The sequence below is a fragment of the Hymenobacter jejuensis genome (assembly GCF_006337165.1).
In the GTDB taxonomy this organism is placed as follows: domain Bacteria; phylum Bacteroidota; class Bacteroidia; order Cytophagales; family Hymenobacteraceae; genus Hymenobacter; species Hymenobacter jejuensis.
This window is the reverse complement of the sequence record NZ_CP040896.1, coordinates 3,512,577-3,533,441: the sequence shown is the minus strand read 5'-3', so window position 1 is coordinate 3,533,441 and position 20,865 is coordinate 3,512,577. Positions and strand designations below refer to the sequence as shown.

16 protein-coding genes are annotated in these 20,865 nt (G+C 53.9%); 6 read left to right on the top strand and 10 right to left on the bottom strand.

Annotated features, from left to right (window positions below):
• Nucleotides 1–554 precede the first annotated feature (554 nt).
• The 7 genes from FHG12_RS14695 to rocF form a co-directional block, all read right to left on the bottom strand.
• On the bottom strand, nt 555–2,585 hold the full coding sequence (locus FHG12_RS14695; RefSeq protein ID WP_139516439.1) for a 7TM diverse intracellular signaling domain-containing protein: 2,031 nt from the start codon (nt 2,583–2,585) through the stop codon (nt 555–557).
• A gap of 60 nt (nt 2,586–2,645) precedes the next feature.
• The gene (locus FHG12_RS14690; protein ID WP_139516438.1) at nt 2,646–3,575 is read right to left on the bottom strand and encodes a 1,4-dihydroxy-2-naphthoate polyprenyltransferase; all 930 of its coding nucleotides are present in this window, start codon (nt 3,573–3,575) and stop codon (nt 2,646–2,648) included.
• A 62-nt stretch (nt 3,576–3,637) separates the two neighbouring features.
• Nucleotides 3,638–4,231 (bottom strand): glutathione peroxidase, encoded by a 594-nt coding sequence (locus tag FHG12_RS14685; RefSeq protein ID WP_139516437.1) that lies wholly within the window; start codon nt 4,229–4,231, stop codon nt 3,638–3,640.
• A gap of 127 nt (nt 4,232–4,358) precedes the next feature.
• A complete protein-coding gene (locus FHG12_RS14680; protein ID WP_139516436.1) occupies nt 4,359–4,940 on the bottom strand; it encodes an LOG family protein in 582 nt (193 codons plus the stop codon).
• Nucleotides 4,941–5,004: 64 nt separating this feature from the next.
• Nucleotides 5,005–6,798, bottom strand: a complete 1,794-nt coding sequence (gene argS / locus FHG12_RS14675; protein WP_139516435.1) for an arginine--tRNA ligase — start codon at nt 6,796–6,798, stop codon at nt 5,005–5,007.
• A 208-nt stretch (nt 6,799–7,006) separates the two neighbouring features.
• Nucleotides 7,007–7,390, bottom strand: coding sequence for a hypothetical protein (locus tag FHG12_RS14670; RefSeq protein ID WP_139516434.1), 384 nt, complete (start codon nt 7,388–7,390; stop codon nt 7,007–7,009).
• Between the two features lie 186 nt (nt 7,391–7,576).
• A complete protein-coding gene (gene rocF, locus FHG12_RS14665; RefSeq protein ID WP_139516433.1) occupies nt 7,577–8,578 on the bottom strand; it encodes an arginase in 1,002 nt (333 codons plus the stop codon).
• A 243-nt stretch (nt 8,579–8,821) separates the two neighbouring features.
• Between rocF and FHG12_RS14660 the strand changes: the two genes are divergently transcribed.
• Nucleotides 8,822–10,222: a type III PLP-dependent enzyme domain-containing protein gene (locus tag FHG12_RS14660; protein ID WP_139516432.1), complete on the top strand. Its 1,401-nt coding sequence runs from the start codon at nt 8,822–8,824 to the stop codon at nt 10,220–10,222.
• 688 nt (nt 10,223–10,910) lie between these two features.
• On the opposite strand, the gene FHG12_RS14655 is transcribed toward FHG12_RS14660, so the two are convergent.
• Nucleotides 10,911–11,444, bottom strand: a complete 534-nt coding sequence (locus FHG12_RS14655) for a D-glycero-alpha-D-manno-heptose-1,7-bisphosphate 7-phosphatase (protein ID WP_139516431.1) — start codon at nt 11,442–11,444, stop codon at nt 10,911–10,913.
• An 82-nt stretch (nt 11,445–11,526) separates the two neighbouring features.
• Between FHG12_RS14655 and hemG the strand changes: the two genes are divergently transcribed.
• The 3 genes from hemG to FHG12_RS14640 all read left to right on the top strand — a co-directional run bounded on the left by hemG (nt 11,527) and on the right by FHG12_RS14640 (nt 14,760).
• Nucleotides 11,527–12,867 carry a protoporphyrinogen oxidase gene (gene hemG / locus FHG12_RS14650; protein WP_139516430.1) on the top strand — a complete coding sequence of 447 codons (1,341 nt, stop codon included), beginning with the start codon at nt 11,527–11,529 and terminating at the stop codon, nt 12,865–12,867.
• 82 nt (nt 12,868–12,949) lie between these two features.
• Entirely contained in the window at nt 12,950–13,759 is an 810-nt protein-coding gene (locus FHG12_RS14645; protein WP_139516429.1) for a polyprenol monophosphomannose synthase, read from the top strand.
• Between the two features lie 56 nt (nt 13,760–13,815).
• Nucleotides 13,816–14,760: a TerC family protein gene (locus FHG12_RS14640; RefSeq protein ID WP_139516428.1), complete on the top strand. Its 945-nt coding sequence runs from the start codon at nt 13,816–13,818 to the stop codon at nt 14,758–14,760.
• Nucleotides 14,761–14,877: 117 nt separating this feature from the next.
• On the opposite strand, the gene FHG12_RS14635 is transcribed toward FHG12_RS14640, so the two are convergent.
• Nucleotides 14,878–17,013, bottom strand: coding sequence for a biosynthetic peptidoglycan transglycosylase (locus FHG12_RS14635; RefSeq protein ID WP_139516427.1), 2,136 nt, complete (start codon nt 17,011–17,013; stop codon nt 14,878–14,880).
• Between the two features lie 159 nt (nt 17,014–17,172).
• On the opposite strand from FHG12_RS14635, the gene purB reads away from it, so the two are divergent.
• Nucleotides 17,173–18,537 (top strand): adenylosuccinate lyase, encoded by a 1,365-nt coding sequence (gene purB, locus FHG12_RS14630; RefSeq protein ID WP_139516426.1) that lies wholly within the window; start codon nt 17,173–17,175, stop codon nt 18,535–18,537.
• A 46-nt stretch (nt 18,538–18,583) separates the two neighbouring features.
• Complete coding sequence (locus FHG12_RS14625; RefSeq protein WP_139516425.1) at nt 18,584–19,684, top strand: glycosyltransferase family 9 protein; 1,101 nt, start codon at nt 18,584–18,586, stop codon at nt 19,682–19,684.
• Nucleotides 19,685–19,703: 19 nt separating this feature from the next.
• On the opposite strand, the gene FHG12_RS14620 is transcribed toward FHG12_RS14625, so the two are convergent.
• Nucleotides 19,704–20,831: a glycosyltransferase gene (locus FHG12_RS14620; protein ID WP_139516424.1), complete on the bottom strand. Its 1,128-nt coding sequence runs from the start codon at nt 20,829–20,831 to the stop codon at nt 19,704–19,706.
• Nucleotides 20,832–20,865: the final 34 nt, after the last annotated feature.

Here is a 20,865-nt window from a genome sequence, read left to right as displayed (position 1 = left end):
CTGAGAAAGCTAGTTCACCAACGTAGGACGCAAACGTTTGAAAGTCTTAGCATTCGCTATAGGCTTTCCCGTAGCAAATAGCCCAAGGCTTAGCACGCAGCATCTGGAAACGTTTGCAGTCTGGTCGAAATAAAAGCGCCGCAGCCAATGTCCTCGCGCGTTCCATATAGCCCGCGTTGTACGCACAGGTAATGTGGCTCTGGATGTATGAACCTAGGGAGCAGGAGCACTTCCATTAGTGGATAAGGCACATAAAGTAAACGGTGCAGGGCACCACAGCACGTTGAGAATGCCCAAATATATCCGCGATTGTTTAGGAAATGCAATAGCAAAAATGCCCTTTGCAGGTTGCAAAAGGCATTTTACAGTGTTCTTGCGTTCTAGCTTATACGCTTAGTACACACGTGTTTTTCGTCTTTTCCCCGTTGATTGAGCTTAATACTAGACACTATAACCAAAGGGCAGCAGCTAAAAAACAATCTACAAATCCAGTATTTTTTTACTTCTCCGCTGATTTTTTTTCATTCTACTCACCCATCGTTTCCAATTGAGCTTCAATTAGGTTCAGCTAGTTCCATCGCCATGCTAGTGGCGTCTTCTTCAATAGCCCCGGTGGCATCGAGCAGAATGCGGGTCCAGTCTTCGTTTTCGTCGAAATCAGGAGCAGCCCGGCGGCGGCGGATGGCTTCTACTACCTTCTGGCTGAAGTTCCAACAAGTGCCTTGCCGCAGCTCCAGCACCCGCGAAAGCTCTTGCGAGGAGTAACTCCCTTTGTGCGCGTAGATGAGAAACACTGCGTAGAAAGCCTTGATTATGGAAAACTTACACTTCTGTAATATGGTGTTGGCCGTCGCCGATTCTACGTAGCGACACCGTGTGCAACGGCGAGCATATTCTTCGCGGCCATCGCAGTATTTTTCGTGGCCACATTTGCGGCACTGGTAGCCTTTGGCCCACTTTAAGTCAGCTAAGTAGCGCAGGCACGCCTCTTTATCGGGGTAAATTTGGCTGAACTCGCCAAAATCGACTTCCTTCGATAGCACCCGCGCAGCTTTCACTTGCTGCAAATCGCGTTGCAAATCAGCATTGAGCTTTTCGATGGCGGCCGATTGCAGAGCCAGAAGCCCGTTGGCTTGCAACAGCTCATGGTTTTGGGCGGCAATGGTTTCACTTTGGCGTTGCAACTCCTCGGTACGGCGCACTACCTGAGCCTCCAGTTCCGTATTCAACTGATCTTTAAGCTCTTGATTCTGACGCAGTTGCTCCATCAGCAACGCTTGCGCGTGGTGCTTCTTCTGCAATTGCTTCACCAAACGGGCCTGCGCCTTGAAAGTAGCTTCTCGAATGGCCTTGATCTTCTCGCCCAGCGCGTACGAAAGCACTGCTACTTCCACCATGAAAGCCGAATACATGCTATACACGGTGAAAGGACCATTCAAAAAGTTAACCCCTACCCTTCTGGTAACGTGAAATAGCACCCCCAAACAAATCAGAGTATGCGCCGCCACGAAAAACCGTGCAGAGCGCACGCCCTGTTTGTAGACGCGCCACGCTGCCGAATAAATCAGGATATAGGGCGCTAGGTAAAGCCAGTACAGGAAGGACGTACGCAACACAAGCGTATCGAGCAGTAACACCGCCACAGTACCTGCTGCCACAATCCGAATCCATTTATCGTGGCGAGGCAGGTGTTCGGCGGTGGCCAAAAAGCTGCGCGAATAGAAGCTTAGGGCCACCAACAAAAAGAAGGGCGCACTGGGATTGATGATGCGGTTGAGTCCCGGCAGCCCTGGCCACAGGTATTGAAAGCCCAGGCCGTCGTCGGATAAAAACATGAGGCTGCAACACAGCACATACAGCACGTAGTGCAGGTACGTTCGCTCGCGCATGAAAAGGTACAACCCAAAGTTGTAGACCATCATGATGAGCAGCACGCCGTAGAAACAACCAAACAGAATGTAGTTGTCCTGAGCGTCCTGTGGTAAGTCTTTCTCACTGCGCAACAGTCCCCGAAAGCTGTTTTTGGCGTCGGAGTGCAGGCGTACGTAATAGGTTTGCGTCTGGCCGGGCTGCAGATTCAGGGCAAACAGGAAGTTTTTAAACAGCACTGCCCGGCTCCGGAAAGGCAGGGCCGCGCCCGTCACGAGGCTATCATAGCTGCCCTGCGGTTCAGTTCGAAAGAAAGCTACGTTTTCAATGTGCGAATCGAACACCTCCCAATACCACCTTTCCTGTGGCGAAGAATCGGTGTTGCGCACCGTCAGCCGGAGCCAGTAAGTGAATTTGGGATTCTGGATGCAGCGGCATTCGTCGTCGAAGCGGCTGAAGCGCGAGCGGAGAGCCGGGCTTGCAACTTCTTGAATAGTAAGCCGATTCGTTGGGTCTTCCAGCACGCTATACATGCCGGGCTGAAAGAAAATCTCCGCGATGTGTCGGTTTACGCGTAGGGTATCTTCTCGCGGCGGCGCCCCGGCGGCCATTGCCGGCTGAGCGGCTAGCAGCAACACCCCAAATAATCTCCACCGCCAAGAACCCAACCAGCCGGCGGCGCTGGTTTTTAGGTAATAATAGTACACCTCTCTCATGGTAGCTCCCAATTTAGGAAACTAACCTGAGCATTAACCTACGGCGGCGGGTGGTATAAGCTAAAGAATCTGCCCCAAACCGAACAGCAGCACAAACACCAATGTGCTCAGTGCCATCTGCTTTAGCAGCGGATCGAGTTGCATGGAGTCTTGGCGGCGCCACACTTGCAGGCCGTTGAAAACCAGAAGCGGCGCAGCCAGCACAAACAGCCATTGCCACGGCGAATGGTAAGTGGCTGCTACATAAATACTTGCACAACCAAAGCCTAGCAGCAGCAGCAACCAATGGTAGCCACGCGCGGGCTGCGGGCCCAAGCGCACCGGAATCGTGATTTTACCGGCTAGCTCATCGGAGCGGATGTCGCGGATGTTGTTGACGTTCAGCACGGCAGTTGCAAAACAGCCTAGGCCGGCCGCGGGCAACAATACCGTCAGCGGCAAGGCACGGGTTTGCAGGTAATACGTACCGCACACGCCCACCATTCCGAAGAAGATAAACACCGACAAGTCACCAAGGCCTGCGTAACCGTATGGCTTTGAGCCCGCTGTGTAATTGACCGCTGCCCAAATTGCCGATAATCCGAGCACAAAAAACGTCAGGAAAATCCAAGTACCGGACGTGCCAAGCGCGGCCCACAGAAGACACAAGCCAGAAATGAGAGAAAGTAGGCCGAATACACCCATGCCCTGCTTCATTTGGACAGGCGTGATGGCGCCGCTTTGCACGGCCCGCTGCGGCCCTTCGCGGTGCACACTGTCGGCGCCGTTCTGTGAGTCGCCGTAGTCGTTGGCAAGATTGGACAGAATCTGGAGCAGAACGGTGGTGAGGGCCGCCAGTCCGACCACCAAGCCGTTGAAACTGTGGTTGGCAGCGGCTAAAAAGGCCCCCATCAGGATGCTAGCCAAGGCCAGCGGCAGTGTACGGGGCCGGAAAGCCGAAACCCAAGCCTTTGCGCGACTTGGGTTTGCGGGAGAAACAGCAGAAGCCATTTGCAGAAGTCGGTTATACAGCCGGCGCGTTGTTAGGCTTGCCAACAACGCAGCGTCTCAGATTATTTCAGAATGTCGGCGAGCAGTTCGTCGCTCATGGGCTTCACCTTCGACGGATAAAACTTCACGACGTGGCCTTGCTCATCGATGAGGTATTTGCAGAAGTTCCAGGTGGGCGCATCGCTCACGACTCCGTTCTTCCCCTTGTCCGACAGGAACTTATACAGCGGATCGGTGTCGTCGCCTTTCACCGAAATTTTGCTGAACAGAGGAAAGCTGACGCCGTAGTTTTTCTCGCAGAAGGTGGCAATCTGCGAATTGGTGCCGGGTTCTTGGCCGCCAAAATTGTTGGCCGGAAAACCCAGTACGACCACTTTGTCGCCGTGCTTCTTATACAGTTCTTCCAGTTCCTTGTACTGCGGCGTAAAGCCACACTCCGACGCCGTATTGACGATGAGGAGCTTTTTGCCTTTGTATTGGCTCAGTTTCACTTCTTTGCCGTCGATGGTTTTGACGGTGTAATCGTAAACGGTGCCCTGTGCAGCAGGCGCTTCGGTGGTTGAGTCAATCATGGAAGAAACGGGTTGAGAGAACGTGTAAGACGACAATCCGGCCAAAGCCAGTGTTGCCGCCACAATCGTAAACGAAGCTTTCATACAGGGAGTTAGGTGAAACTAAGGTAGGCGCGAAAACAGCTTTCACTCCGCAAACCACCAAATGGAGTGCATTGTTTGCAGGCCCGAAGGTAGCAGTTTCGCCCTGTTGCTGACTTAGAAATGTCGGTTAGGTAGTGGGCGGCGAAAGCCACTTTTCTACTGCTACCGGCTGATACGCTAACATCTTATCTAACAAGGCATTAGCTACAGGACTTTGCAATAGTTGGTCGCGGTTCTCGCGGCGCAGCAGGCCTTCCGTAGCCATGGTATCCAAGGCCAGCAGCAAATGGTCGTAAAAGCCGTTGACATTGAGTACGCCAATCGGTTTTTGGTGCATGCCAAGCTGGCCCCAAGTCAGCATCTCAAACAGCTCTTCCATGGTGCCGTAACCGCCGGGCATAGCAATGAAGCCCTCGGCCAGCTCCGACATTTTCAGCTTGCGCTCGTGCATCGACTTGACCACGAACAGCTCCGTCAGGCCCAAGTGCGCCAGTTCTTTATTTGCCAGAAAATCAGGAATAACGCCGATGGCCTGACCGCCGTGCTGCATCACGCTGTCGGCAATGGCGCCCATGAGGCCCACGCGCCCGCCGCCGTATACCAGCGTAATGTTGCGCGCTACCAATGCTTGTCCCAAAGCGTCAGCCTGTTGGCGATAAATCTCGTTGGTTCCGGCACTGGAACCGCAATACACGGCTACGCTTTTCATAAGCTATCTATTCCTATTCGTTTTGCCTTTCGATTTTTATTCGCGGCTGCCTTTTTCTAATCAACTACATGCGGTCCGGTACTTCAATACCCAGCAACCGCATGGCCGCTTTGATGGTCCGTCCGGTTTGGGCGGATAGCGCAACCCGGAAGGCACGCTTTACCTCATCGGGCTCGGTGAAAATGGAGACTTCTGTGTAGAAACGGTTGTAGGCTTTGGCGACATCGTACACATACTGCGAGATAATGGCCGGCGAAAAGGTGCGGGCAGCTTCCGCTACGGCCGTACCATAACGAGCCAATTCCTGCACCATTTCGCTTTCCGTAATGTGCAGACTAGCAATACTTTGTACATCAGCCGTTTCGCTGATTCCCAGTTCGGCCGCCTTGCGGCGAATGGCGGAAATACGGGCGTGCGAATATTGGATGAAAGGTCCTGTATGCCCCTCTAGGCTCACCGATTCTTCGGGATTGAAGAGCATGCGCTTCTTCGGATCCACTTTCAGCAAATAGTATTTGAGCGCACCTAAGCCCAACGTATGGTAAAGCTGCTCGGCTTCCTGCTCGGTGAGGCCTTCGGTTTTGCCTTTGGCCAGCGTCGCTTCTTTGGCAGCCGCTACTACTTCGCGCACCAGTTCGTCGGCGTCTACTACGGTGCCTTCGCGCGATTTCATCTTGCCCGAGGGCAGATCGACCATGCCGTAGCTGAGGTGGTAAATGGCGGCGGCGTAGGGCTTGCCCAGCTTTTTGAGCACCGCTTTCAGCACCTGCATGTGGTAGTTCTGCTCGTCGGCGATGACGTAGACGGACAGGTCGTAGCCGAAATCCTGATACTTCAGCTCGGCCGTGCCCAAGTCCTGGGTGATGTAAACAGACGTGCCGTCGGCACGGAGCAGGAGCTTTTCGTCGAGGCCTTCTTCTTTCAGGTCAACCCACACCGAGCCGTCTTCTTTCTTGAAGAAAACACCTTTTTGCAAGCCTTCTTCAACACGTTCTTTACCAAGGAGATACGTTTCCGACTCGTAGTAATACTTGTCAAAATCGACGCCGATGGTCTGGTACGTTTCGTCAAATCCTTCGTAGACCCAGCCGTTCATCTGGCGCCACAGTTGCAGCACTTCTTCGTCGCCCTGCTCCCACGCCTGCAGCATTTCCTGTGCTTCGGTCATGAGCGGCGCCTGGCGCTTGGCAATATCTTCGGCAACGCCTTCGGCTTGGAGCTGCCGCACCTGCTCGCGGTAGTGCTTCTCAAACAGGACGTAATACTTGCCGATCAGGTGATCGCCTTTGATGCCGGATTCCTGGGGCGTTTCGCCGTGGCCGTAGCGCTGATAGGCCAGCATCGACTTGCAGATGTGAATGCCGCGGTCGTTGACGAGGTTGGCCTTTGTGACGGTAGCGCCGGTAGCTTTCAGAATCTCAGCCACCGAATAGCCCAGGAAGTTGTTGCGCAAGTGCCCTAGGTGCAGGGGCTTGTTGGTATTAGGCGAAGAATACTCGACTACAACCTGCTGTGGGCCACCGGTTTGCACGGGCGTATTGTCGGGCTGTTGGCGTAAGGCGGTAAAGAGTTGCAGCCACTGCGCATCGGCAATTTCGAGGTTCAGGAAGCCTTTCACCACGTTGAAGCCCGACACGCGCGCGTCGTTTTGCGTCAGCCACCCGCCCAGCGCCTGCCCAATTTGCTCCGGGCCTTTGCCCAAGACTTTGGTCAGCGCAAACGTAACGAGCGTAAATGTGCCCGCAAACTCTTTGCGCGTCGGTTGAATCGTAAGCTGTTGCGCTGGCACTTCGGCGCCAAATACTTGCTGAATAGCCGTGCTCAGCGCGGCTTTGATGTCGTTTTCGAGTTGTTGCACAGAGAAAAATGCTAGGTAGCAGCAGCTAATGGCCTGCGCCGCTCGTCGGTTCTCGTCACTTGCTCAAACGCAGGCGACCGGCCGAAACGAAAGCTGCTTCCGGTTTCTACTGCTGCAAAGGTAGAAAGGCCGTGCGGAACGGGAAGGAAATGTTGGAGCCAAGTACCAAAACACTGGCTCAGCCAGTTTATAAACCTAGCATAACCAGTTATAAGCTTGGCTTGAAATCACTTTCTTGGAAGTTCAAGTCTTTGCACACGATGTAAAAATCGGAGTCTCGGTGTTCAGTCTTCGTTTCCGGCGGCACCACACGTGGACTAAAATTGAACCACATTTCGCCATCCCACTCCACGACCGCGAACGATTCAACTACATCAATGGACATGTTCCGCGCTGCTGTTATGCGGAACTCTTTCACCCCGTAAAAAGTAAGTTCTAGATGCACCCAACTGTAGTCCTTTACTAAGGACATACAATTGATAGCGACTTTGATTTCAGGCCGAAAGTCTGCCGGGTACGATAGGCATACATCAAGGACCACAGCGTCGTCCAAATTGCCATAGGCTTCCGTAAACGCTTTTAAATTTTTCATTGGCTAATTACAAGCTGTGCGTTAAGGGCCTGTCCCCTTAGCTGGCGTGAGCTACGCAGCGTAACTCACGCCAGCTAAGGGGACTGCTAACCAAGAATCAGCACGCGAGATCCTTCGCTGCGCTCTGGATGACAAGAAATAAATAAAATCGCAATACATTGATAATCAACTCGTTATGATTTTGCCCTAAAATGCACCACCCCTACCCGATTCTTGCCGGGACGTGGCATCTTCAATTCGCAGACGCTCCGTAATGGTATCCGTGGCTGCTTCGAGAATATCGAAAGCGTTGGAAGCCATGGTATTTTCGGAGTCGAGCGTGGGGTTGATCTCAACCATTTCAAAGCACACAACGCGCTCGTTGTCGAGCAGGGCGTGGCACAGGGAAATAGCTTCCTGCACGTCGAGGCCTTCTTCCACGGGCGTGCCGGTGCCTTTGGAAAAGCGCGAGTCCAGCGAATCGACGTCGAAGGAAATGTAGACTAAGTCGCAGAAACGCAGGCGCTCGTAGATTTCACGGGCGATCTGCTTCGGGCCTTTGGCTTTGAACTCCTTCAGCGAAAAATTCTTGATGCCGCTGCGACGGATGATCTCGTCTTCTTCGTTTTCGGTGTCGCGCACCACCACGTACACGAGGTGTTCGGGCTTTAGTTTCGGGCCTTCTTCGCCCAGGTTTTTCAGGCGGCGCCAGAAGAACTCGGTTTCGGGCTCTACTTCATTGCGCTGAAGCTCAAGGTTATCGAAGTTCAGGGCCATGGCCAGCGGCATGCCGTGGATGTTGCCCGATGGTGTGGTATAGGGCGAATGAATGTCGGCGTGGGCGTCGATCCAGATAACCCCGAGGGTTTTGTACGGGTAAGCGGCTTTGATGCCGGCAATGGTGCCGGCAGCGTTGCTGTGGTCGCCGGCCAGCACCAGCGGAAACTCGCCGAAACGCAACGTTTGCTCTACCGTATTGGCAATTCCCTTTTCTACCGTATACACCGAATCGATGTGTTTTGCGTAGGGGAAATGGTTTTTGTCGAACAAGACATGGTTCAGATCGGGCACGGCCACCGAATTGAACCGTCGAAAATAATCGGACCCTTTGTTAAGGCAGGCAATCTTGAGCGCATCCACTCCCAGACTAGCCCCACGAGTCCCGGCTCCCAGCTCGGAGCGGACTTCAATGAGCTTAATACGTTTCATAAAAGAACAATGCCCCGCACCGATGGAGGTCGAAGGACCCCGGCCGAATACCAGAAAGAGCAGGACCACGTCTCACCGCTCTCGTCCCGGGTACGCATGTCTGAGTACCCGATACCGCCTATCTTTGCGGGCCTACAAAGGTGCGGAAAAGCCTGCACAAAGGCCAACAGTTATAACCTTCTCATTTAGAGGCATTTGCCTTTCGTCGCCACCGGCTTCCCTTTCTAACCCCTCCTGACCCGAATGGATACTTACCACGACCTGATTTCCCAAACCTTCGATTTTCCCACGCCCGACTTTCACGTAGAGCAAAACGAGTTGCGCTTCCACGACATTCCGATGATGGACTTGGTGCGCAAATACGGCACCCCCCTCCGCCTGACGTACCTGCCCAAAATCAGCTCCCAGATTCAGCGGGCCAAGAAATGGTTTAACGACGGCATCGCCAAAACGGATTATCAGGGCACGTACACGTATTGCTACTGCACCAAGTCGTCGCACTTTTCTTTCATTCTGGAAGAGGCGCTGAAAAACGACATTCACATTGAGACTTCTTCGGGGTACGACATGCACATTGTGCGGGCGTTGTACAAAAAAGGCAAGCTCAACAAGCAGAGCTACATCGTGGCCAACGGCTTCAAGCGCGAGCGCTACAAGCGCTACCTGACCGAGCTGATCAACGAAGGGTTTGTAAACTGCATGCCCATCCTCGACAACCTCAGCGAGATCGAGTACTACCACGACCACGTAACCGAGAAGTGTAACGTGGGCATGCGGCTGGCCTCCGACGAAGAGCCTCGTTTTCAGTTCTATACCTCGCGCTTGGGCATTCGTTACGCCGATGCGCTGCCGCTGTATGAGCAGAAAATCAAAGACGATCCGCGCTTTGAGCTGACCATGCTGCACTACTTCATCAACACGGGCATCAAAGACACCAGCTATTATTGGTCGGAGCTGAGCCGCTTTGTGCACAAGTACTGCGAGCTGCGGAAAGTGTGCCCTACCCTAACGACCATCGACATCGGCGGCGGCCTGCCCATTCAAACCTCGATTCAGCCGGAGTACGACTACCAGTACATGATCGAGGAAATTCTGCGCACCATCAAGCGCATTTGCGGCGAGGAAGGCGTGCCGGAGCCACACATCTTCACGGAGTTTGGCATTTTCACGGTCGGCGAAAGCGGAGCTACTATCTACTCTATTCTGGACGAGAAGCTTCAGAACGATAAGGAGTTGTGGTACATGATTGATGGCTCGTTCATCACCAACCTGCCCGATACCTGGGCCCTGAATCAACGCTTCATCATGCTGGCCCTCAACGGCTGGGAAAAGCAGTACAAGAAAATTCAGCTGGGCGGCCTCACCTGCGACTCGCAGGACTATTACAACGCCGAGAAGCACATCTACCAAGTGTTCCTGCCCGAGCGCAAACCCGCCGACAAGCAACCTTTGTACGTGGGCTTTTTCCATACCGGCGCCTATCAGGAGAGCCTTTCCGGCTACGGCGGCCTGAAGCATTGCCTCATTCCGGCCCCGCGGCACGTCATCCTCGACCGCGACGAAGACGGCACTCTGCGCGACTGGGAGTTTGCTTCCGAGCAAGACCCCGAGTCGATGATGCGCATTCTAGGCTACACCGAGTAATCTTTTTAGTCAATTGTGCCCAGGAGTAAGCTAGTCCTGGGCACAAATTGTACTTTTGATTTCCTGTATCAATACACTAACCCTCTGCATTCTGCATGATGAAAAATTTACTCTTGCTGGCTTCGTGCGCGGCTGTTTTCGGCTTGGGCTCCTGCAATAAAAAAGCAAATTGCCCCGCTTACACCGGCATCAAAGCTGCCAATCACGTTTCTTCACCCATCACAGCAAGCACTACTTCTACCGCTGCTTCGCGCCAATAAGTAGTCAAATTTGGCTTTTTCCAAGAGCTCTCTGCGCTAAGGTGCGGGGAGCTTTTTTTATGGCTCAAAATCAGCTACTTACAAAATAATCCGGGCTGCACAATTTAAAGACGGAACAATCGTTATAAATTTAAATGTTTAGTTTTGAGGCTCTTAACACACGCACATTTTAACTCTTTTTGCATTATAGCATGAAAAAGTTTTTGCTCTTGGCGCTCGTTGGATTAGTAGGGATGAGCTCGTGCCGCACCAAGTGTCCGGCCTATTCATCTGCTAAGCCTGCGAATCAGGTTTCTTCCACCATTACAGCCAGCGCGGGGCAAGCTCCAGTAGTGCGGCAGTAAGTATTACCCATTAAAAACACAGCAACGCCCACTTTCTACTTACAGAAAGCGGGCGTTGCTGTTAAAGAAGTTTTAGGTTGGAAATCAATGCTGCAAAATCCATTCTACGGCTTCCGGTAGGTCGGCAACCCGCGGCGAATACGCCACAGGTTCGGCATCGCCTACCAAGATCCCTCGTACGCCTACGCGGGCTCCGGCTTCCATGTCGCGGGCCCGGTCACCGATCATCCAGCATTGCTCCGGATCGAGGTGAAAACGCGCGATGGCTTTTTCGAGCATCAGCGAATCAGGCTTGCGCAGGAGCGACTCGCTAACGCTGGGGTGTGAGCGGGCAAAATAAAAGGCATCGATCAGGCCGCCGCAAGCTTGTTGTAGCTTCTCATGGCAGCGGTGCACATCGGCTGCCGTATATAAGCCTTTGGCAATGCCTGCTTGATTAGTAACCACAACCAGTTGGTAACCAGCAACTTTCAAAGCTCTTAAACTTTCGGGCACGCCGGGCAACACCACAAAATCTTCGGGTTGCCACACGTAGCGGCCAATTTCTTGATTTAATACGCCATCGCGGTCCAGAAACACGGCTTTGGACTTGACAGCGGGAATAACAAGTGGATTCATTGGTTCAAAGCTACTGATTCCGCAGAAGCCTGGAACAACCCGTCGCGCTGGCCTACCTTTGCGCCAAACGAATTTGCACGGTATGAACATTGCCATTCTGGGCGGCGGTATATCGGGGCTTACCCTAGCCTGGTATCTACAGAAAGCCGGTATTTCCTATGACTTATTTGAAGCGCAACCTACGGCTGGTGGTAATCTGCGTACCGTGCACCCGGAAGGCTACCTACTCGAAACCGGCCCTAACTCCCTGCAACTCAGCGACGAGCTAGAGGCTTTACTAGCTGATCTTGGCTTAACAGAAAAAATCCAGGACACTGCGGCGGTCAGCGCCAACCGCTACGTGCTGCGCGAGGGCCGTTACCAAAAGCTGCCCGGCTCGCCCCCTAGCTTGCTATTGAGCAGCTTTTTTAGCTTAAGAGGCAAGCTTAACATTCTGAAGGAGTTACGCCGGCCGGCCGCTTCTCCCGACCCTACCGAAACATTGGCAGGATTCTTTCGGCGGCGCTTTGGGCAGGAAATTGTTGACTATGCGCTAAACCCTTTTATATCAGGCATTTATGCTGGCGACCCTGAACGGCTGTTGTTGCATAAAACCTTTCCGAAGCTCGGTGAGCTGGAACAAACTTATGGTTCGGTAGTGCGCGGACTGGCCAAATCGGGCCGGGCTGGCGGTCGGCGCCGAATTATTTCGTTACGGCAAGGCATTCAGACCATTACCGATACAATTTCGGCCAAACTAACAAACTATCACGGCGGCCAGGGCGTTACGGAAATAGTACGCTTGCCCGACGCTCGATACCAAATCCGGACGGCGCAGGGCACTTTTGATCACGTTGCCTACGACGCCGTTGCGTTGGCCTTGCCGACTTACGCGGCCGCTCCTTTGTTGCAGTCTTTGTTTCCTGATGCTGCCGTTGCGCTTGCAGCCGTTTTTTACCCGCCCATGGCCGCCGTATACACCGCCTACCGCCGCGCCGACGTTGGGCACCCGCTTGATGGCTTTGGAGCACTACACCCCAAGGTGGAGCAGCCGTATGCGGCGGGCAGCATCTGGACCAGCTCCATCTACCCCAACCGCGTGCCGGACGGCCAAGTGTTATTTACCACCTTTGTAGGCGGCTCGCAGTACGAAGCGCAGGCTCGGCAACCCGAAGCGGCGCAGCGCGCTGCTGTGCACGAGGAGCTAAACAGGCTCTACCACATCAAGGCTACGGAGCCGGTGTGGCAGTACCAGTACTATTGGGAAAAAGCTATTCCGCAGTTTGACAGTCGCATTCTCGCAGCACACGCCGCGGCCGACGCACTTTCCGAACATAAAATTTATGCAGTAGCCAACTGGCGCGCCGGCGTGGGCGTGCCCGACTGCATTCGCTACGCTAAAGAACTGGCCGAAACGCTGGCTGATTCTGCCCAAAATGCCTAGCCGAAGCTAGGAAGTCATAAAAAACCTGGGAAAAGTATTCGGGCTTTCTCTCGCACACCTATCTAACTTCTATCTTTGAACAATGAACGATGGGCTCGTCCTGATTCCTACCTATAATGAGCGCGAAAACGCCGAATTGATTATTCGGAAGGTGTTTTCGTTGCCCAAGGCATTCGACGTGCTCATCATCGACGACGGCTCGCCCGACGGCACCGCCGAGATCGTGCGACGCCTCCAGGGTGAATTTCCCAATCGGCTGTTCTTAGAGGAGCGTCGCGGCAAGCTGGGCCTTGGCACGGCGTACATCCACGGTTTTCGGTGGGCGCTGGCGCATGGCTACGGCTACGTATTCGAAATGGACGCCGATTTCTCGCACAACCCCGAAGACCTGGTGCGCCTGTACAAGGCTTGCGCCGACGATGGCTACGACATGGCCATCGGCTCGCGCTACATCCAAGGCGTAAACGTAGTCAACTGGCCCATGGACCGCGTGCTGATGTCGTGGTTTGCATCGGCTTACGTGCGCATGATTACCGGCATGCCCATCGCCGATGCTACGGCGGGCTTCAAGTGCTATACGGCCCGCGTGCTGCGTACTATTCCGCTGGATCGAATTCGCTTCGTGGGATATGCCTTCCAGATTGAGATGAAGTGGCTAGCCTTCAAGTATGGGTTTCAAATCAAGGAAGTACCGATTATTTTCACCGACCGCACCCGCGGCACATCCAAAATGAGCAAGGGGATTTTCCAGGAAGCCCTGTTCGGCGTCATCCAGATGAAGGTAGCCAGCTGGTTTCGACGCTTCGACCGGCGGCCCATTGCCGCCGATGTCGCCCCACAGCCGGTAGCCGCCGCCGCTTCGGGCGCAACCTCCGTGCAAGAATCGCGGTAAGCGCCTGATACAGTTGGGTTCAGAAAAAAACTGACCAGTGCTGTATCTTGCTGCTAATGGAAAACACTCCTATTTTCTGGGTTGGCTTCAACGCATTCGTGCTGGTGATGCTCATGCTCGATTTGCTCGTTTTCAACCGCAAGGAGCACGTAGTGCATATGCGCGAAGCGCTGGGCTGGTCAGCTTTCTGGATCGCGCTTTCCCTCTCGTTCAACTACCTCGTGTACCGCACGATGGGCCGGCAGGCAGCCCTCGAGTTTCTCACCGGCTACCTGATCGAGAAATCGTTGAGCGTCGACAACCTGTTTGTGTTCCTGCTGATTTTCACCTACTTCCAGGTGCCGCAGCAGTATCAGCACAAAATCTTGTTTTGGGGCATTCTGGGAGCACTTATTCTGCGCGCTGCCTTCATTTTGGCGGGTGCGGCGCTGCTGGCCAAGTTTCACTTCCTGATGTATGTGTTGGGCGCTTTCCTGGTCTATACGGGTGTGCGCATGGCCACCAGCGCCGGCGAGCCGGAAATTGACCCGGATGCCAACCCCGTAGTCAAGTTTTTGAGCCGCTATATGCCTGTCACGCGCAATCTGGAAGGCGGCAAGTTCTTTGTACGCAAGGAAAAGCTGCTGTTTGCCACCCCGCTGTTTGTGGTGCTTCTGATGGTCGAAACGACCGATGTGGTCTTTGCCGCCGATTCCATCCCGGCCATTCTTGCCGTTTCCCGCGATACGTTCGTGGTGTACACGTCCAACGTATTCGCGCTGCTGGGCCTACGCGCCTTGTATTTTGCTTTGGCAGGCCTTATGCGGCTTTTTCATTACCTGCACTACGGCCTCTCGCTTATTTTGATTTTCATCGGAGGCAAGTTACTGGTTTCTAATTATTTAGAGATACCGATGGGTATATCTTTGGGCATTGTGGGCTTTATTCTAGCAATGTCGGTCATCCTATCGGTTCTGTTGCCTAAGAAAGAAGACGAATCCGTCGAGGCTATTAATAAGTAATCATCATAAGTATTTGGTTAATAACAAATTACAGAAACACTCTTTCTGGCCAGAACAGCAAGCAAAAGCCCCCGGTGATGCGCATCACCGGGGGCTTTTGCTTGCTGTTCTGGCTAGTTATTGCTTTGGCGCCTGGTCAGGAGTTTCGTCCGGCGGAGGCGTGTTGGCACCTTCGTCTGGGGCCTTGCTGCCGCCCAGCAGATCAATCAGGTTTAGCGGCTCAAACTGCGACGAATCGGCGGCCGATACGGTGCGCACTGTATCAACAGCAGTCACGATGTACTTGCGAGCCGGACCATTGAGCGCGACTCCGAGGGACAAGTTGTCGTAGTCAGACTGCGAAATCAGGCCGCGTTGGGCCATGATGCCCGCGATAAGGTGGTAGAAATAGCGGCTGCTGCCGCGTAGGTTGCCGTAGCTGTCGAAGGAGTAGCGGTAGAACTTGGGCTTGGGAATGATGCTCGCCAAGTACAAGCTTTCCGACAGGTTGAGGTTGGCAGGTTGCTTATCAAAGTAGAAGCGCGCGGCCTCTTTCACTCCGTAGATTTTCGGCCCCCATTCGATGATGTTCAGGTACACCTCAAACATCCGTTCTTTCGAGGCTAAACGCGTATTTTCAATAAGCCATACGATCAGGGCTTCCTCAATTTTACGCGTGACGGTTTTTTGGCGGGTCAAGAACACGTTCTTCACCAGTTGCATGGAGATGGTGCTGCCGCCGCGCGCAAATCGCCGCTCCTTGATGTTCTGAATGATCGATTTCACGAACGCCTTCTCCATGAAGCCTTTATGCGTCAGGAAGCGCGGGTCTTCCGCCGTCATGATGGCATATTTCAGGTACGGCGATATGCGGTTGTACGGCACAAAATTGGGGTTAGAAGGCCCCACCGCGAAGGTTTTGATCGAGTCGCCTTTGTCGTTATAAGCGGTATAGGGGAAATCCTCGTTCAGCATGTTGAGATTTTCGCGGCCGAAACGCGTAATCCGAAAGTTCTTACCCTTTAGCGACGAGTCAAATCGCAGGCTGTCAAGGTGATTCATGTCGAGATTGGCCTGCAAGTGGTACTTCAAAGTACCTTCGCCCTGCATGCCTTCTAGCGTCCGGAACATACCCTTCGGCAAAGCCGCGAAAAACACATTGGCCGGCGTTTCCGCCGATTGAATATCGGCTGCTACCTGCAGACCCGCCAGCAACTCGTTGCGGTTTTTCAGGCCGTTGGACTTGCCGATAACGCGCTGTTTCAGAGGCAGCTTACGCACGCTGAACGTCGGAAAAAATTCCATACGGTTGAGCGTAATTTTGCTGCCTTTATCGAGCGAGAACGAGGCCTTGCCCAACGTCGCTACAAAGTCGATGCCGCCGCGCGGAAACACCACGTCATCGGCCGAAAGCTTGGGATGATTGACCACGAAGTTGCGGGCCGAAGCCTCGCCGCGTACCGTTAGCTTTTCGTCGTCGTATTCTTTGTCGGCTAGGCTTAGGCGCAACGTGTCGAACTGCACCCGCGCGCCATACCGGCTCTTTACATAGGGCAGCATCACAGGGCGGCGGTTCAGGCCAAACACATCAGCAGTTAGCTGATAATCACCGGCTTCCACGTGACCGCGCACTCCTACCTGGTTGCTAACCGAGTCGATATCAGCAGTCAGTTGCCCGGCAATATCTCCATCTTTGATGCTAAACCGCGGCATGTTGATGGACGCCATATGGCGTGGGCTGCGGTAGGTAATCAGAAAGCGCCGGAAATCAGCCTCGCCAGGCAAGTTGTCGAAACCTGCCTCGATCACTTGATTCAACAACAGGCCGTAATTGGTGCCCTGGGTCGTATCGCGCTTTATTACCGGCTGGTTTTTCTTGCGGTTGCGGTATAGAAAAGAAAAGTTGTCAGTCGTCAGCGTACGGATGGCCGTCAGACGGGCATCGTCGATTTCGAGGTTGCTAAACACCGGCCGTCCCGCAAACAACGACCGCAAGCTCAAGGAAGCATTAATGCGCTGGGCACGCAACAGCGTATCGCCGCCAACGGGCACCATCGCAACACCCTGGATTTCAACGGTATTGAGATCCGTAAACTGGGCGGGCCCTAAAATGAGCTTGACGGGGTATTTGCGCTCTACCTTCGTTTTGACCTGCGCCAACGCATATTGCAGCAATTGTTGGCGCTTGAGGAGAAATACACCGAGCCCAATGGCTAAAAGCACCACAACGATGCCCACACCAATACCTATTTTTTTCTTCGTAGCTAGCTTCACGCGAACGGACAGAGGGGATGAGTCGCGGCCAGGCTAGCGAGTTTCGTGCCGAACCCGCTGCCGCTCGTAACACAAAGGTAAGCAAAAGCGCTACGCTTGCCTTAGCCATCCGCGTCGGCTTCGTTACCTTTGGCACACTTGGCCATTTTCCTTGTACGCATGTCTTCAGCTGCCGACTACGACGAACTGACTTCCCTCAACGCCCTTTCTCCGCTCGACGGGCGCTACCGCCACCAAACGGCCCCGCTCGCGCCGTATTTTTCGGAGTTGGCTTTGATTCGCTACCGCGTATTTGTGGAAGTTGAGTATTTCATCGCCTTGTGCGAGTTGCCATTACCACAACTGCAAAGCATTGATAATCAACTATTTACCTCACTTCGTAAGGTGTATCAGGATTTCTCCCGAGAAGACGCCGAAGCGGTAAAAGCCCATGAGCGCGTCACCAACCACGACGTAAAAGCCGTCGAGTATTTTCTGCGGGACCAATTTTCGGCTCTTGGACTGGGGCAATACTTGGAGTTCATTCACTTCGGCCTGACTTCACAGGACATCAACAACACGGCCGTGCCGCTGAGCTTGCAACAAGGTCTTATTCAGGTGCTGTTGCCAGCTTATGCCCAGGTACGCAATACGTTAGCTGCGCAGGCGAGCCAGTGGCAGAGCATTCCGATGCTGGCCCGTACGCATGGTCAGCCGGCGTCTCCTACTCGCTTGGGCAAGGAAATAGCGGTGTTTGTGGCCCGTCTGGATGCGCAGGTAGCCTTGTTAGGACAGGTACCGTTTGGGGCGAAGTTTGGTGGTGCTACGGGCAATTTCAACGCCCATCACGTAGCTTACCCCAACATTGATTGGCGCCAGTTTGCCGATGACTTTGTGAATACCCGATTGGGCTTGCACCGCAGCCATCCGACCACCCAAATCGAGCACTACGATCATCTGGCCGCTACATGCGACGGCCTGAAGCGCCTCAACACCATTCTGATCGATCTGGCGCGCGACGTGTGGCAGTATATTTCGATGGGGTATTTCCGCCAAACCATTAAGCCCGGCGAAGTTGGCTCTTCGGCTATGCCGCACAAGGTCAACCCCATTGATTTTGAGAATGCCGAAGGCAATTTGGGCGTTGCTAATGCCCTTCTGGAGCACTTGGCGGCGAAGCTTCCCATCTCCCGCCTTCAGCGCGACCTAACCGATTCTACGGTGTTGCGCACGCTGGGAGTGCCCCTTGGCCACACGCTCGTGGCTCTCACGTCGTTGCAGCGGGGCCTGGGCAAGCTGGCCCTCGACGAGGCGGCGCTACACCGCGATTTGGAAGCTAACTGGCCGGTGGTGGCAGAAGCCATCCAGACCGTTTTGCGCCGCGAAAACTACCCCGACCCGTACAATGCGCTTAAGGCTCTGACCCGTACCCACGGTCCTGTTACGGCCGAAACCATCGGCGAATTTATTGATACACTGGAGGTTGACGACACAGTGAAAGCAGAGCTCCGAGCGATTTCGCCAAGCTCCTACGTCGGCATCTAATTTCGAGGCTCTCACCTGCTAATCAACATATTACGCATTTTTTCTAATGCCCGAGCTCAACGGCATCACCGTTCATCCCGATTGTCGCCATTTCCGCGGTGACGTTCCCTGCCGCCCCAACAAAGAGCACGGCTACCAGTGCGCCGATTGCCCAGTGTACGCGCCTGTGCGGCAACGCATTCTGATCATCAAGCTAGGAGCCATCGGCGATGTCATCCGGACGACGCCCTTGCTGCGGCGCCTGCGCCAAGAATACCCCAACGCATTTATTACGTGGCTCACGCATACGCCTGCCATTCTGCCCGCCGGCGAGGTCGACGAAATCCTGAAGCTGGAGTTGTCGGCGGTGCTGCACTTGCAAGCCCGCCAGTTCGATCTGCTGTTTAACCTCGACAAAGACAAAGAGGCTTGCGCTTTGCTGGGCAGCATCAAAGCCGATCAGAAATTTGGCTACCAATTGCGCCCCACCGACGGCGTGGCGTGGCCCGTCAACGAACTGGCCAACCACAAATTCCTGACGGGCGTGTTCGATCAGCTTAGCCTGCAAAACACTAAACCTTATGTGCAGGAGATATTCGAACTCTGCGATTATGACTTTCGCGGTGAAGAATATCTCTTTGACAATCATCAAGATAAAGGCTACGCCTGGGATGCGCTTCCTTTCGGTAAGCACGTAGGCCTAAACACCGGCTGCGGTGACCGCTGGACAACTCGGCTTTGGTCGGATGAAAAATGGATTGCTCTCATCTCCCAGCTCCAACAGGCGGGCTACACGCCTGTCTTGCTCGGTGGTACGGCCGAGGATGAGCGCAATCGCCGCCTGCATGATGCTACGGGAGCGGCTTACTTGGGTACTTTTCCATTGGAGCAATTCATCAACCTGATGCACCAGATGGACCTGATTGTGACCCAGGTAACGATGGCCATGCACATCAGTATTGCATTGCGCAAACCTACTGTGCTGATTAACAACATCTTCAATCCGTACGAATTCGACCTTTATGGCCGGGGCCAGATTGTGCAGCCCGACCGGCAGTGCGTTTGCTTCTATCGTGGCTCTTGCAAGCTGGGCACCAGTTGCATGGAAGACCTACCCGCCGACAAAGTGATGGCCGCAGTAGAAGCTAGCTTCCCAAGTAATTTATAATATCTTTAAAATCAGAAAGTTACTCTGCCGAGACTGCTTTGAGCGCGCCGACCATTTCGGCCCATGAAAACTGTTTTTTGCGCTCACGTACGCCGGCAGCAAAAGTGGGCTCTCGCTGATTTTGGTAGAAATCTAGGATCGCGTCGGCGATGGCTTTAGGCTGCGCTTTGGTTACGTAGCCCACTTCGCCGTCGGGTATTAGCTCGGCTAAGCCACCGACATCTGTAACGAGCATAGGGCGCTCAAAGTGGTAGGCAATCTGCGAAACGCCACTTTGCGTAGCATTTTTGTACGGCTGAACCACCAAATCAGCGGCGCAGAAGTAGTCTACCACACGCTCGTTAGGGATAAAATCAGTGGCGCGCACTAGGCGGCTTGCCAAGGCGTGCTGCTTTATGATCGCTTCATAAGGCGAAGCATCTTCGTAATATTCGCCCGCCACAATCAGCTTTATGGGCAGTTGAGCCAGCCGTGGATCGGCAAATGCTTCGAGCAAAATATCCAAGCCTTTATAGGCCCGAATGAAGCCAAAAAACAACAGGTACCCATAAGCCGGATCCAGGCCCAGTGCAGCTAAAGCAGCCTCTTTGGGCTTTAGCGGACCAAAGTTGTCATACAACGGATGCGGCTGATAACGAGCAGGTTGCTTGAAGTGCAAGCGCCGCAAATCGGCCAATACTGAGCGCGACATGGTCACGAAACCATGACAAGCAGCCAGAAAGTATCGCGTAAACGGCCGGTCGCCGGGACGCTTTTCATGTGGAATGACGTTGTCGGTGATGGCTACGATGCGCGTATGCCGGTTGCGCCTGATAAGCCTCGCAATCGTGCCCAAAGCCGGACCCATAAACGGTAGCCAAAAGCGAAAGACCACTAAATCAGGCTTTTGACGGCGCAACTGATCGCCCACTTGCCACCACGACAGCGGATTAACCGAATTGATACTGACCTGGATATCTAGATCCTGTGGGCCAGCCTCGGTGCTAAACTGCGTTTGCCCCGGAAACAGAAAATTGGGGTATTGCAGACTGAACGTCACTATGCGCACCTCGTCACCAGCCTCGCGAAAGGCCCGAGCCAACCGCTCGTTGTAGGTGGCTAAGCCTCCGCGCAACGGATATGCCGGCCCAATGATCACGACGTTCATTCAGCAGTAATTTTCACATTAGAAAGCCCTATGC